The 12,591-nt window shown below is 48.2% G+C and carries 14 protein-coding genes; 8 read left to right on the plus strand and 6 right to left on the minus strand.

Going from position 1 to position 12,591, the window contains the following annotated elements; translation table 11 throughout:
* Window positions 1-38: 38 nt before the first annotated feature.
* Window positions 39-638: a 1-acylglycerol-3-phosphate O-acyltransferase gene (locus tag NYE62_RS04850; RefSeq protein ID WP_007409265.1), complete on the plus strand. Its 600-nt coding sequence runs from the start codon at window positions 39-41 to the stop codon at window positions 636-638.
* Window positions 639-683: 45 nt separating this feature from the next.
* On the opposite strand, the gene NYE62_RS04855 is transcribed toward NYE62_RS04850, so the two are convergent.
* Both NYE62_RS04855 and NYE62_RS04860 read right to left on the minus strand, forming a co-directional pair.
* Entirely contained in the window at window positions 684-2,018 is a 1,335-nt protein-coding gene (locus NYE62_RS04855) for a hemolysin family protein (protein WP_003155308.1), read from the minus strand.
* 61 nt (window positions 2,019-2,079) lie between these two features.
* Window positions 2,080-2,505, minus strand: coding sequence for a MerR family transcriptional regulator (locus tag NYE62_RS04860; protein WP_007409263.1), 426 nt, complete (start codon window positions 2,503-2,505; stop codon window positions 2,080-2,082).
* A 179-nt stretch (window positions 2,506-2,684) separates the two neighbouring features.
* Between NYE62_RS04860 and NYE62_RS04865 the strand changes: the two genes are divergently transcribed.
* From NYE62_RS04865 to NYE62_RS04875, 3 genes are all read left to right on the plus strand, one after another.
* Window positions 2,685-3,869: a pyridoxal phosphate-dependent aminotransferase gene (locus tag NYE62_RS04865; RefSeq protein ID WP_015417125.1), complete on the plus strand. Its 1,185-nt coding sequence runs from the start codon at window positions 2,685-2,687 to the stop codon at window positions 3,867-3,869.
* A gap of 32 nt (window positions 3,870-3,901) precedes the next feature.
* Complete coding sequence (locus NYE62_RS04870; RefSeq protein WP_144464102.1) at window positions 3,902-5,146, plus strand: beta-ketoacyl synthase N-terminal-like domain-containing protein; 1,245 nt, start codon at window positions 3,902-3,904, stop codon at window positions 5,144-5,146.
* 229 nt (window positions 5,147-5,375) lie between these two features.
* The gene (locus NYE62_RS04875; protein WP_144464100.1) at window positions 5,376-6,764 is read left to right on the plus strand and encodes a hemolysin family protein; all 1,389 of its coding nucleotides are present in this window, start codon (window positions 5,376-5,378) and stop codon (window positions 6,762-6,764) included.
* A gap of 13 nt (window positions 6,765-6,777) precedes the next feature.
* Here the strand turns inward: NYE62_RS04875 and crcB are convergent, their stop codons facing one another.
* Genes crcB through NYE62_RS04890 form a run of 3 tightly spaced genes read right to left on the minus strand, consistent with a single transcriptional unit; the run spans window position 6,778 to window position 8,247 of the window.
* Window positions 6,778-7,137 (minus strand): fluoride efflux transporter CrcB, encoded by a 360-nt coding sequence (crcB, locus tag NYE62_RS04880; RefSeq protein ID WP_144464098.1) that lies wholly within the window; start codon window positions 7,135-7,137, stop codon window positions 6,778-6,780.
* Window positions 7,134-7,529 (minus strand): CrcB family protein, encoded by a 396-nt coding sequence (locus NYE62_RS04885; RefSeq protein ID WP_029325977.1) that lies wholly within the window; start codon window positions 7,527-7,529, stop codon window positions 7,134-7,136. The genes crcB and NYE62_RS04885 overlap by 4 nt, the downstream gene beginning before the upstream one ends.
* Window position 7,530: 1 nt before the next feature.
* Complete coding sequence (locus NYE62_RS04890) at window positions 7,531-8,247, minus strand: glycerophosphodiester phosphodiesterase family protein (protein ID WP_015417128.1); 717 nt, start codon at window positions 8,245-8,247, stop codon at window positions 7,531-7,533.
* A 169-nt stretch (window positions 8,248-8,416) separates the two neighbouring features.
* Here NYE62_RS04890 and NYE62_RS04895 point away from each other — a divergent pair, with 169 nt between their 5' ends.
* The 3 genes from NYE62_RS04895 (at window position 8,417) to NYE62_RS04905 (ending at window position 10,594) form a co-directional block, all read left to right on the plus strand.
* A complete protein-coding gene (locus NYE62_RS04895; RefSeq protein ID WP_003155299.1) occupies window positions 8,417-8,521 on the plus strand; it encodes a YhdX family protein in 105 nt (34 codons plus the stop codon).
* 162 nt (window positions 8,522-8,683) lie between these two features.
* Entirely contained in the window at window positions 8,684-9,799 is a 1,116-nt protein-coding gene (locus NYE62_RS04900; RefSeq protein ID WP_007409256.1) for a mechanosensitive ion channel family protein, read from the plus strand.
* Window positions 9,800-9,850: 51 nt separating this feature from the next.
* Window positions 9,851-10,594: an NAD-dependent protein deacylase gene (locus NYE62_RS04905; RefSeq protein WP_241458098.1), complete on the plus strand. Its 744-nt coding sequence runs from the start codon at window positions 9,851-9,853 to the stop codon at window positions 10,592-10,594.
* 33 nt (window positions 10,595-10,627) lie between these two features.
* Here NYE62_RS04905 and NYE62_RS04910 read toward each other — a convergent pair whose 3' ends face one another.
* Entirely contained in the window at window positions 10,628-11,476 is an 849-nt protein-coding gene (locus NYE62_RS04910) for a polysaccharide deacetylase family protein (RefSeq protein WP_007409254.1), read from the minus strand.
* 256 nt (window positions 11,477-11,732) lie between these two features.
* Here NYE62_RS04910 and dat point away from each other — a divergent pair, with 256 nt between their 5' ends.
* Window positions 11,733-12,584, plus strand: a complete 852-nt coding sequence (gene dat, locus NYE62_RS04915; protein WP_199022446.1) for a D-amino-acid transaminase — start codon at window positions 11,733-11,735, stop codon at window positions 12,582-12,584.
* Window positions 12,585-12,591 lie beyond the last annotated feature (7 nt).

The following is a 12,591-nucleotide window of genomic DNA, read 5'->3' on the forward strand; positions in this document are numbered from 1 at the left end:
GAGAACACTTTTGATCATTACAACAAAGGAAGTGCGTTATGTATAAGTTTTGTGCAAATGCCATCAAATGCATTCTATCCCTGCGCGGAGGAGTGAAAGTGTACAATAAAGAGAATCTTCCGTCTGATAAAGGATTCGTTATCGCGTGCACGCATGCGGGCTGGGTGGACGTCCTCACGCTCGGTGTCGGGATATTGCCACATCAGATTCATTATATGGCGAAAAAAGAGCTGTTTCAGAAAAAGTGGATCGGACGTTTTTTGAAGAAAATTCACGCGTTCCCGGTTGACCGTGAAAATCCGGGCCCGAGCAGCATTAAAACGCCGATTAAGCTTCTGAAGGAAGGAAAGATTGTCGGGATTTTTCCGAGCGGCACGAGAACATCTGAAGACGTCCCGCTGAAAAGAGGGGCCGTGACCATCGCCCAAATGGGAAAAGCGCCGCTCGTTCCGGCCGCATATAAAGGGCCGTCTACGGGAAAAGCGCTGTTTAAAAAGGGAAAAATGCGGCTTATCATCGGCGAGCCGATTTTTTTGGAGGACTTTTCCGATCTTGCGCCGAAGGAGAGGCTTGCGGCCATGACAGAAGAGCTGAATGCCAGAATTAAAGAGCTTGAGAAAAAACTTGAACAACTGTAAATGAAAAAAAGCTTGCCGTCTGTATCAGACGCGCAAGCTTTTTTGTTATGCTTCTTTTTGTTCGGCGGTTTCCAGCAGTTCATCAAACGCCAGTTTTTTCACTTCGATATATGCGACGTGGTGGCCGTCAATTTCATTAATGATAAATTCACAGCCTTCTTCGATAATCGAGTCGTATTGTTCGACGTCGTATTTCTGGGTAAGGAACCAGCCGCCGATAGTGTCGACCTCGTCATTTTCCAAATGGATGCCGAGGAGTTCGTTCACTTGATCAATCAGGACCTTGCCGTCAAGCATGTAATGGCCGTCGCCGAGTTTACGGATTTCGTTGATTTCATCGATATCAAATTCATCACGGATTTCCCCGACGATTTCTTCAATAATGTCTTCAACGGTGACAAGCCCCGCGGTTCCGCCGTATTCATCCGACAGAATCGCCATATGAACCCGTTCCTTCTGCATTTTTACAAGCAGATCGTGAATCGGTGCCGACTCAATCACATGGATGATCGGATTGACAAAATCGGTAATCGGCGAGTCGACTGATACTTCGCCGCTGATGCAGGCGGTCAGCACTTCTTTAATGTTAATAACGCCGATAATATTATCTTTGTCACCCTCTTCGACAGGGTACCGGGTATATTTTTCAATCTGAATGATGTCCATCATTTCAGAAATTTTGATATCATGCGGCAGACTGACGATTTCCGTACGCGGAATCATGATTTCTTTTGCAAGTCTGTCGTCAAATTCAAAGATTTTGTTCACGTATTTAAATTCAGACTGGTTGATTTCACCGCTTTTATAGCTTTCCGATAAAATGATGCGCAGCTCTTCTTCAGAGTGGGCAAGCTCATTTTCAGACACCGTCTCCAGACCGAACGTCTTCGTTAAAAGACGGGCGGAGTTGTTCAGAAGCCAGATAAACGGGAACATGATGCGGTAAAACCAAATGAGCGGTTTTGAAAACAGCATTGAAACGGCTTCCGCTTTCTGGATGGCGACTGTTTTCGGCGCCAACTCTCCCACGACCACGTGTAAGAATGTAATGATCGCATAGGCGAGAATAAATGAAATAATATGCGATAATGAGCTTGGTACGTTTATCTTTGTGAAAAGCGGATGAAGCAAGCGTTCAATCGTTGATTCGCCTAAGACACCAAGACCGATGGAAGTCAATGTTATGCCGAGCTGGCACGCCGATAAATACTCATCTAAATGCGTGGTCACTTTTTTGACACCGATTGCGGCTTTATTTCCTTCTGCTATAAGCTGGTCAACCCGTGAGCCTCTGATTCTGATTATCGCAAACTCAGATGCTACGAAAAATGCCGTCAGCGCGATTAAAACCGCGACTAAAATCAAATTCACAATGTCCAATTAGAACCTTCACTTCTTTTGGGAAGATGAAGGTAACACCTCCTGTTAGTAAGATAATGGTTTAACTTAACAGCAGCATAAATGATTGAAGCACTGCAAGCTTTTCAGGAGCCAGCCTTTTTTTCAGCTGGGCACGCTCCTCTGGTTCAAGCTTTTCAAACCGATTCAAGATCACGGAGATGTTTTGATTCATGTGATCAATTTCCGATGCCAGATTTCCAATATCGTCAGGCAGGGCTGAAGAGGGAAACTGGTTCTCCAGTCGATCTTTTATATCAGACAGGGCCAATCGCTGCTTTTTACAAGCGACTATAAACTTTAACCGATTAAGTGCAAGTGTATCGTAGTAACGATAGTTCGAACAAGACCTGTCAGGCTTTAAAAGCCCGAGGTTTGTGTAGTAATCCACCGTGCGTTTCGTTACACCGGCAAGCTCTGCTAATTCACTGATGCGATAAGTCTCAGCCCCATCTAAATCCCTCCCCAACCATCACGTTATAGTTATGAGAATAGTTTAATATATGAAGGGGAGTTTGCACAAGTTTATTGTTTTCCGTCTTTCTCCTGAAACGACGCGGCGGGCTGTCTGAAAAAGCGTTGACTGCGCCATGTAAATCTTTCATAATCATTGTAAATAGAAACGGAAGAAAAAGACAGAAGGGACAGATGACAGTGGCCGGTTTATCACGGGAAGTGACACAGAATCTGGAGAAAGGGTCATGGATACGCAAACTATTTGATGAAGGCGCTCGGCTGAAAAAAGAGTTCGGCGCCGATAAGGTGTTTGACTTTTCAATAGGAAATCCGGTTGCGGAGCCGCCTGAAACATTTAAAAAGGCGCTTTGCGAAGCAGCTGAAACAGGGCGGCACGGATACATACAAAACCAGGGGCTTCCGGAGGCGAGAGAAAAGGTTGCGCGCTTTTTGTCAGAGCGGTTTCAGACAGAAATTTCCGCCAGGCATACAGTCATGACGGTCGGAGCCGGCGGGGCGCTGAATGTCGCGCTGAAAAGCATTTTAAACCCCGAGGAAGAAGTCATCCTTCTTTCGCCTTATTTTGCGGAATATAAAGCGTATGTTGAAAATTACCGCGGCAGACCCGTCATCTGCCCGCTGACTGACTCATTTGAGATTGATATTGAAGCGGTTAAAGGTGCGATCACCCCCCGTACGAAAGGACTGATCGTTAATACGCCGCATAATCCGACGGGGACTGTGCTCAGCCAGAAAAACCTTAACGAATTGGGCGCCTTATTAAAAGAAGCCGAAGAGCGGAACGGCCAAAGCATATTTATTTTATTTGATGAACCGTACAGCCAGCTGATCTACGGAGAAGAGCAGGCGAATCCGTTTCAGGCGTATCACCGCGTGATTTTAGTCAGTTCGTTCAGTAAAGATCTCGGCATTGCGGGGGAAAGGCTCGGGTATATCGCGGCAGACGCCCAAATGCCTGAGGGCGATCTTCTGACGGATGCGTTCGTTTTCTGTAACCGGACGCTCGGCTTTGTGAACGCTCCGGTCATGATGCAGCGTGCCGTGGCGAAAATGGATGATCTTTCGATTGACGCTGAACCTTACAGAAAGCGGAGAGACCTTATGGTGGACATCCTCACAGAAGCCGGTTTCGAATTTGAAATGCCGAAAGGAGGCTTTTTCGTCTTTCCGAAATCACCGATTGAAGACGAGGTGGCATTCTGCATGCATGCCGCACAGAAATACAAACTATTGATCGTACCCGGCAGCGGATTTGGAAAAAGCGGCTATTTCCGATTATCTTTCAGCGTGCCTTCAGAACAGATCAGACAGTCACGCGATATTTTCAAAGCACTGTATCAAGATTTTTCTTCATAGCTTCCAATACATAAAGATGGGAGAACGGACAAATGTCGAGGACTAATAATGGCACGTCAGACATCAGCATTACAGGAATCGGAGTCTTAGCCGCGGTCGGACAAGGCAAGGAGGCGTTTCTCGATGCGCTTATGGAGGGGCGGCACGCCTTTGATGTGATGAAACGGCCCGGCCGGCAGAAAGGCAGTTCGTTTATCGGCGCGGAGCTTAGCGAATTAACGCCGCCGGACGCGCTGTCGAAGCGCTTGTACCGAAGGGCCGCATTATCGGGAAAGACGGCGCTTATCGCTTTATATGAAGCGTGGCATGACGCTCAATTAGACGGCGCTGACCACAGCCGCACCGGTCTGATTATCGGCGGCTCGAATATGACGCAGCGCGAATTGCTGCAGGCCTTTGAGAAAAACGGTGAAACGCCGCAATTTGTAAATCCGACATACGGGCTTTCTTTTATGGATAGTGATTTGTCGGGGCTTTGTACGGAGCAATTCGGGATAAAAGGGCCGGCCTTTACGGTCGGCGGCGCGTCGGCCAGCGGCCAGGCGGCGGTTATTCAGGCTGCTCAAGGAATCAAAGGCGGCCTGTTTGACCGGTGCATCGTGATCGGGGCGCTGGCCGATCTGTCGTACATGGAGTGTCATGCTCTCCGTTCTTTGGGAGCGATGGGCACTGATACATACGCTGAACGGCCTGAAGCCGCCTGCCGCCCGTTTGACCGGCATACGGACGGGTTTATATTCGGAGAGGCGTGCGGGGCGATTGTGCTGGAACGCGCTGAATCTGCCGAACAGAGGGGCGCACGATCGTGGGCCGGCTTAAAGGGCTGGGGGATGGCTTCTGATGCGAACCGCAACCCGAATCCTTCAGCAGAGGGCGAAATGACGGTGATCCGCCAGGCGCTGGAGCGGGCCGGTCTTTCAGCAAAAGAGATCGATTACATCAACCCGCACGGCACCGGTTCGCCGATCGGTGATAAGACTGAATGCCGGGCGCTTTCTGAAAGCGGCCTGTCGCACGCGCGGATTAATGCGACAAAATCGATTACCGGACACGGTCTGAGTGCGGCCGGAACGGTGGAAATCATTGCTGCTCTCTTGCAAATGCGGGAAAACAAGCTTCATCCGATCCGAAACTTAACGGAGCCGATTGACGATTCATTTCAGTGGGTGACCGACGGGCCGAGCGCCCATACCGTACACCATGCGTTAAGCTTAAGCATGGGATTCGGGGGGATTAATACGGCGCTTTGTTTAGAAAATCATTTCCGAAGCAGATAACGGCAGCCTTCTTTTTGAAGGCTGTTTTTTATATCATAAAAATCTGAAAATGATGAAAGAATGGAGTTGTGATACAATAAACTATACAAATGACAATCATGCTTTGACTTAGGAGGTGGCAGGATGGGGCCCTCTGTGTAGTCAATCAACCATTTCGTTCCTCTCGCTTAAGAAAAAACGATGAAATCAGGAGGTGACGTCCTTATCCTTCAATTCGGGATAAGGTGAAATGGACGATATTGACAGTTTGATTTTAATCGGTGTGCTCATTACGTTAACGGCATTTTTCGTGGCGAGTGAATTTGCGATCGTCAGAGTGAGAAGATCCAGAATCGATCAGCTCATTTCAGAAGGGAACAGACGGGCGGTGCTCGCAAAGCGTATCATTACGGATCTTGATGAGTATTTATCCGCCTCGCAGCTTGGCATTACACTCACATCCATCGGGCTCGGCGTACTGGGAGAGCCTGCATTTGAGCGGATGCTTCATCCTGTGTTTCAGGGCATGGGGCTGCCGGATTCTGCTGAGCATGTGATTGCTTTTGCTGCGGCGTACGGGCTGATTACGTTTCTACATGTCGTCGTCGGTGAGCTTGCGCCTAAAACGGTTGCGATTCAAAAAGCGGAAAAGCTGACGTTATGGATTGCCGGACCGCTTCGGTTATTTTACGTATTCATGTTCCCGTTTATTTGGGTGCTGAACGGCTCCGCGAGAATTCTGACCGGTTTGGCCGGATTAAAGCCGGCATCTGAGCATGAAGGCTCCCACTCTGAAGAAGAGCTGCGGATCCTGCTGTCAGAAAGTTTAAAAAACGGAGAAATCAATCCGTCTGAATATACATTTGTGAATAAAATTTTTGATTTTGATAATCGGATCGCCAAGGAAATCATGATCCCGCGAAAAGAAATTGCGGCTGTTTCCACTGATATGGACGTTCCGGAAATGCTTGATATGATGCTGAAAGACAAATATACGCGCTGGCCCGTAACGGACGGGGACAAAGACAGTGTCATCGGCATGATCAATACGAAGCATCTCTTTTCAGATCTGCTGTTTATGACAGAAGATGAAAAAGCGGAAGTATCCATCACGTCTTACATCCGCCCGGTGATTGAAGTCATCGAGACGATCCCGATACACGACCTGCTGATAAAAATGCAGAGAGAACGGATTCATTTGGCGATATTGTCTGATGAATACGGCGGAACGTCCGGTCTTGTGACGACCGAAGACATACTTGAAGAAATCGTCGGCGATATCAGAGACGAATTTGATGAGGACGAACAGCCGCAGATTCAAAAGCTGTCCGAACGCCATTATGTGCTGGACGGAAAGGTTCGGATCGATCAGGTGAATCATCTTCTCGGCGCAGGGATTGAAGAGGAAGTCGACACGATCGGCGGTCTTGTGCTGAAACGGAATATTGACATCTGTGCGGGTGAGTCGATACAAATCGGGGGATACACTGCCCTCATAGTAGAAATGGACGGCCGGTTTATTAAACAGCTTGAACTCAAAGAAGAACAGGGCCGCCCGGGCGGTCAGGGAACAATAAACCGCCAGCTGCCCGTGCCTGAAACGGTCATGCTTCATAACGCAACCTTGAGCGAAAAATAAGCTCAAGGTTTTTTTAAATGGATATCATAACAAAGCCGCACCAGAACGCCAAAAGGCTTCCGGCTGCTGAAACAGCGATGTAGAGCAGGCTTTCCTTTATGCGGTAGTTCATCATCAGCTGCACGGCTTCAATACTGAACGTGGAAAAGGTCGTAAACGCACCGAAAAAGCCGGTCGCGATGATGATGCCGGCAGAAGGATTATCCAGGCCCAGGCCGGTGAACATGCCGAGGCCGAAGGAGCCGAGCAGGTTGACCGCAGCCATTCCAAGCGGCATCGGAAAACCTTTTGTTCTTTCTGAAATTGTTTTACCCAAAAGAGAACGTAATACCGCTCCGATACCCGCTGCGATAAGCATCAGGACAATCGTCATGGTGTATCATGCCCCCTTCCCGCTGCGTGAAGGGCAATCCGCCGTCCCAAAAAAATGCCGGCGTATGCAAGGGCAAGACCAGCGAATAAAGTCGCGGCAGCATAACAAAAAGCCGCTGCGGGAGACGATTGCAGCAGAAAAATGGTTTCTTTTGCGAAGGTTGACATCGTCGTGAAACCTCCGCAAAAACCGGTTCCTAAAAAGGCGGTCAAAAGAGGGCGTTTAGCCCGAATGATGAAATAACCCGTAATAAGACCGAGTAAAAGGCTTCCCGCCGCGTTTTCGAGGAAAGTGGCCGCCGGGAAAGAACCGCTGTGAATGTGCGCGCTCATTTCAAAGCGGAGCAATGCGCCAAGCGCGCCTCCGATAAAAATTGCGATGTATTGTTTCATATCAGCCATCCTTAGAAATAAAATCCGGAAAATCAGTTACAATGCCGTCTACTGCCATCATTTGCAGTTTTTCGGCCGTCTTTTGATTTCTGACCGTCCAGGCAAATACTTTCAGGCCGTGTCTGTGAGCGGTGGAAATCAAGAACCGATTCAGACGGGTATATTTAATATTGACATAATTTACGGCTGATTTGTAGGCGGCCAGCTGGCTTTTGGAAAACATCCCGAAGCTGGGTCTTGCAATTATTGCAGTCGGAACGGACGGATACATGTCGTGAAAGGTCTGAATTGACTTGAGGCTGAATGATTGAACGATAGGGCGGATGGAAAAGGAAAACCTGCTTAACAGCTGGCCGACTGCTTTTTCAAGACCGACTTGAGAAACGTGCCCTTTCAGTTCAATTAAAAAACCGATTTCAGAATGATAACGCTTCAAGACCTCTTCGAGCAGGGGAATCCGCTCCCCTTTAAACTCAGCCCCATACCAGCTGCCGGCGTCCAGAGACTGCAGCTTCTTCAGCGTAAAATCTTTTACAAAACCGGAGCCGTCCGTCGTCCGGTCGACTTTGTCATCATGGATGACGACAATCTGGCCGTCTTTTGTGAGCTGGACGTCAAGCTCAATGAAATCAGCGTTCATTTCGGCAGCGATATCAAATGCCGCAAATGTATTTTCGGGCGCGTAACCGGATGCGCCGCGATGAGCGATGGTATACAAGCTTGTCAGCTCCCCTCATGGGCATTTCTGTTATTATATCAGATTCGTATATGCTCAGCGATTCAAACTGGTGAATGTGCGAAACAGTATTTTATTGGAATAAAGATAGTGCTTTTTTCGGTTTACAATCCGCAGTGATGATTTATAATGGCAAAAAGGAGGCGAGATCATGGGAAAAGGGAGATTGAAAGTGGAAGAAAGAATTAAGGCCGAAACCGATGCTGAAATCCAAAAAGCGACTCTCCTGAAACAGACACAATCAAAGAAGAAATAGTGCCTGACCCTGTTGTATCTGGCTGAAAGATGAACGAATGTGTGAAAACCCCGGCTGTACTCTGATGCCGGGGTTTTTTAGGCTGCCTAAAGACATTAAAAAAAGCTGATGTCCGAATGTTTTAGTATAATAGATTTTCGACAAAACAAAGGAGCATATGCCATGATGACACAATTTCAGAGCTTTTTTACGCTTGACCATATTTTGCAGATCAGTATCAGCATCGGAATTTTAGCGGCTTTTCTCGTTTTGAGAAAACTGTTTGTCAAATACTTTTTTCAGCTCATTTACAAATTGGCAAACAAGCCGAAAACCGACATATTCAAACAGATTGCCGTAGCGTTTGACAAGCCGGCCAGGTGGTTTTTCGTGGCGCTGGGTCTGTTTTTGGCGATTGAGTATTCGCCGTTTTTAGACGGGCAGATGGACATTGTCAAAAAATTGTACCGCTCTCTGATCGTTGCGCTGATCGCTTGGGGGCTTTGCAATCTGACATCGGCGTCTTCGTTTTTATTTCATAAAGTCAATCAGCGCTTTGAGCTTGATATGGATGACATTTTGGCGCCGTTTTTATCCAAGGTGCTGCGCTTTGTCATTCTCGCGCTCAGCGTCAGTGTGATCGCGCAGGAATTCAATTATGATGTAAACGGGTTCGTGGCCGGACTCGGACTTGGCGGATTGGCCTTCGCGCTCGCGGCTAAAGATACGATCAGCAATTTTTTCGGCGGCATTATCATCATTACGGAAAAGCCGTTTACGATCGGCGACTGGGTCGAGACGTCATCTGTGACGGGAGGCGTTGAAGATATCACTTTCCGAAGCACAAGGTTCCGCACGGCGCAGGGGGCGCTTGTTACTGTGCCCAATTCAACGCTGTCCATGGAAGCCATCACAAACTGGACGAGGATGACGAAGCGCCAGGTCACGTTTTCCGTTCGTGTTTCTTATGCGACGCCGATTGATCGTTTAGAGCGGTGCATCACAAGGCTCAGAGAAATGCTTCGTGAACATGAAGGCGTGCATGATGATACGATTATGGTTAACTTTGACGTGTTTGCGGACAGCTATTACAATCTGTTTTTCAACTTTTACACAAAGACCATCGTTTGGGCGGAAAGCCTGGACGTGCGGCAGGATATCAACCGCCGGATTATTGATATTTTTGCTGAGGAAGGCGTGGAGTTCGCCTATCCGGGCCAGAATGTATTCGTAAAACAGAAAAGCCACGATGATCCGGTTCATGTGAAGGATCATTCCGGAGAAAAAGAACGGGCATAGCAGGCGCCGTTCTTTTTTCATGATATGATAAAAAGAAAAGGCGGTGGAAGAGTGGAAGCGTTTATAACATTGATCAATCAGGCGGAACGTATCGTGGTGCTGACGGGAGCGGGAATGAGCACGGAATCCGGCATCCCTGATTTTCGTTCGGCGGGCGGTATATGGACCGAAGACACCTCCAGAATGGAAGCGATGAGCAGGGAATACTTTGAACGCCGTCCGCGTGACTTCTGGCCTAAATTCAAACAGCTCTTTCAGATGAAAATGAGCGGAAGCTATGAGCCGAATGCCGGCCATACGTATTTGGCGGATCTTGAAAAGCGGGGAAAGCAGGTAGACATTTTCACGCAGAATATTGACGGGCTGCATAAGAAAGCGGGAAGCAGCAGTGTCTATGAGCTTCACGGTTCAATTCAGACCGCCGCATGCCCCCGCTGCGGAGCGCGCTACGGGCTTTCTCATCTGCTGAAGGACGAAGTGCCGGAATGTACGGCGGAAATCGGTGATCATGCGGTATGCGGCACCGTATTAAAAACGGATGTCGTGCTGTTCGGCGATCTCGTTCAGCATTTTGAAACCCTTTATGAAAAGCTAGATAAAGCTGATCTTCTTCTTGTGATCGGCACTTCGCTTGAAGTGGCGCCGGCAAGGTTTGTCCCTGAGGATGCGGGACGGATTCCCGGTTTGAAGCAGGTGATCATTAACCTTGAGCCGACATATTGCGACCATTTATTTGATCTTGTCATCCATGAGAAGATCGGTGAATTTGCAAAACGGATCAGCGCCGCGACATAAAAAAAGCCGGATCATATACAGATCCGGCTTTTCTTATTCATGGACGGGAATCATTTGATCCGTCAGAACATCAAAGGAGTAGCCCTGGGCTTTCAGTTTTTGGATCAGGCTCGGCAAAGCGTGCACCGTCGCAGGCAGATCGTGCATTAAAATGACATGCGGCCTGCTCGTATGAACGCTTTCCAAATATGCGAGCTGATTCAATACTTCCGGCACGTACCGTGCGTTTTTGTACTTCCAGTCTTCACTGTCTATCGTCCAGTCCCAGTACACGAATCCGCCTTTTTCGAGATTCTTAATCTGGGCATCCGTCAATGACGGTTTACTGCCGTAAGGCGTGCGGACAAGATCCGTTTTTACTCCGGTGATTGCCTCGAGTGTATCGCGTCCCTGCTGCATTTCGTTCAGCGGTGATGTCGGTGTTTGATAAAACAGGTGATTATCGTGCGTCACGCCGTGCAGGCCGAGCGCGATTCCTTCCTGCTTCGCTCTTTGCACGGAATGCTTATAGGCTTTCATCCGCGGTTCAAGCATAAAAAAAGTGGCCTTTGCGCCATTTGCCTTCAATACATTCAACAGCTGTTCAGTATATGGAGACGGCCCGTCGTCGAAGGTTAAATATACCGTTTTTTTCCCTGGGTCACGCTCTCTCTGCAAATGTTTCATTAAGACGTCGGGAGAATCATTTTTCAGCCGCAGGCTTTCTGCTTCATCCCGAAGCTGCCCGTTTGCGGTCACGGTGACCTGTTTGTTTTTTGCGGCGGAAGCGGAATATCCCATTATGACGATTACCAGAAGCAGTCCGCACAAAACTGCTAAACTCGTAAGTTTAAAAGCCAATGAAAACAGAGAAGGGGAAGCACCTTCTTTTGTGTTGCGCATAACAATCTCTCCAGTAGCATAAGTTTCTGCATAATGCCGATAACAGCGGAGGCTTGCGAAGTGCCATAAGTTAACAGCATATGTATGTCGAATCAAGTATACAGGAACAAAACTGGAAAAGACATAGAAAAGATGTCGAATAATAAGATTTTAAGAAAAAAATAAACTCCGCAGCCGGCTCGTTCAGTATGATAGAATAGTTGACAATAACAGCTGAGAATGCACATCACGGCAGATAACGATGAGGAGGGTTTACATGAAGACATTAGTAAACGGCCAGTTGATTGATCGTGAAGAAGCGGCAGTTGATATTGAGGACCGCGGATATCAATTCGGTGACGGTGTGTATGAGGTCATCAGAGTGTATAACGGTGCCTTATTCGGTCTGCGTGAGCATATCGTCCGTCTTTTCAGAAGCGCCGCAGAAATCGGCATCACCCTGCCGTTCTCCGCAGAGGACATAGAATGGGATCTGCAAAAGCTCGTACAGGAAAACAAACTCATTGACGGCGGGGTCTATATACAGACGACGAGAGGGAAGGCGCCGCGGAAGCACCAGTATGACGAAGGATTGGAACCGCAGACGACGGCATACACCTTTTCAGTGAAAAAACCGGAAAATGAACAAAAAGCCGGAGCGCAGGCCATAACGGCGGAAGACAAACGCTGGCTGAGGTGTGACATTAAGAGTCTGAATTTACTGTATAATGTGATGATTAAACAAAAAGCCTATGAAGCAGGCGCTTATGAAGCGGTGCTGATAAGGGACGGAGCGGTCACGGAAGGAACCTCTTCCAATGTATACGCCGTCATAAACGGCACTGTCCGGACGCATCCTGCAAATGAGCTGATTTTAAACGGCATTACGCGGATGAAACTGTTAGAGCTGATGAAAGAAAACGGGATTGAGGTGCGGGAGAAGGCTCTTACCGAAGACGAACTCAGGGATGCGGATGAAATTTTCATCTCGTCAACGACGGCTGAATTAATCCCGATCGTAACCCTTGACGGAAAACCGGTCGGAAGCGGAACGCCGGGACCTGTAGCCAAAACGATTCAGGAGGCTTTTCAGTCGCACATTCAGCAGGAGCTCGGGGTTCAGTCATAAGCTGAAA

It is taken from the genome of Bacillus sp. FSL K6-2861, assembly GCF_038630725.1.
In the GTDB taxonomy this organism is placed as follows: domain Bacteria; phylum Bacillota; class Bacilli; order Bacillales; family Bacillaceae; genus Bacillus; species Bacillus velezensis.

What these genes read in the sequence shown, in the direction of transcription:
- NYE62_RS04850 (WP_007409265.1), top strand. Translation starts at nt 39, where the DNA reads ATGTATAAGTTTTGTGCAAATGCCATCAAATGCATTCTATCCCTGCGC.
- NYE62_RS04865 (WP_015417125.1), top strand. Translation starts at nt 2,685, where the DNA reads ATGACAGTGGCCGGTTTATCACGGGAAGTGACACAGAATCTGGAGAAA.
- NYE62_RS04870 (WP_144464102.1), top strand. Translation starts at nt 3,902, where the DNA reads ATGTCGAGGACTAATAATGGCACGTCAGACATCAGCATTACAGGAATC.
- NYE62_RS04875 (WP_144464100.1), top strand. Translation starts at nt 5,376, where the DNA reads ATGGACGATATTGACAGTTTGATTTTAATCGGTGTGCTCATTACGTTA.
- crcB (WP_144464098.1), bottom strand. Translation starts at nt 7,137, where the DNA reads ATGACGATTGTCCTGATGCTTATCGCAGCGGGTATCGGAGCGGTATTA.
- NYE62_RS04885 (WP_029325977.1), bottom strand. Translation starts at nt 7,529, where the DNA reads ATGAAACAATACATCGCAATTTTTATCGGAGGCGCGCTTGGCGCATTG.
- NYE62_RS04895 (WP_003155299.1), top strand. Translation starts at nt 8,417, where the DNA reads ATGGGAAAAGGGAGATTGAAAGTGGAAGAAAGAATTAAGGCCGAAACC.
- NYE62_RS04900 (WP_007409256.1), top strand. Translation starts at nt 8,684, where the DNA reads ATGATGACACAATTTCAGAGCTTTTTTACGCTTGACCATATTTTGCAG.
- NYE62_RS04910 (WP_007409254.1), bottom strand. Translation starts at nt 11,476, where the DNA reads ATGCGCAACACAAAAGAAGGTGCTTCCCCTTCTCTGTTTTCATTGGCT.
- dat (WP_199022446.1), top strand. Translation starts at nt 11,733, where the DNA reads ATGAAGACATTAGTAAACGGCCAGTTGATTGATCGTGAAGAAGCGGCA.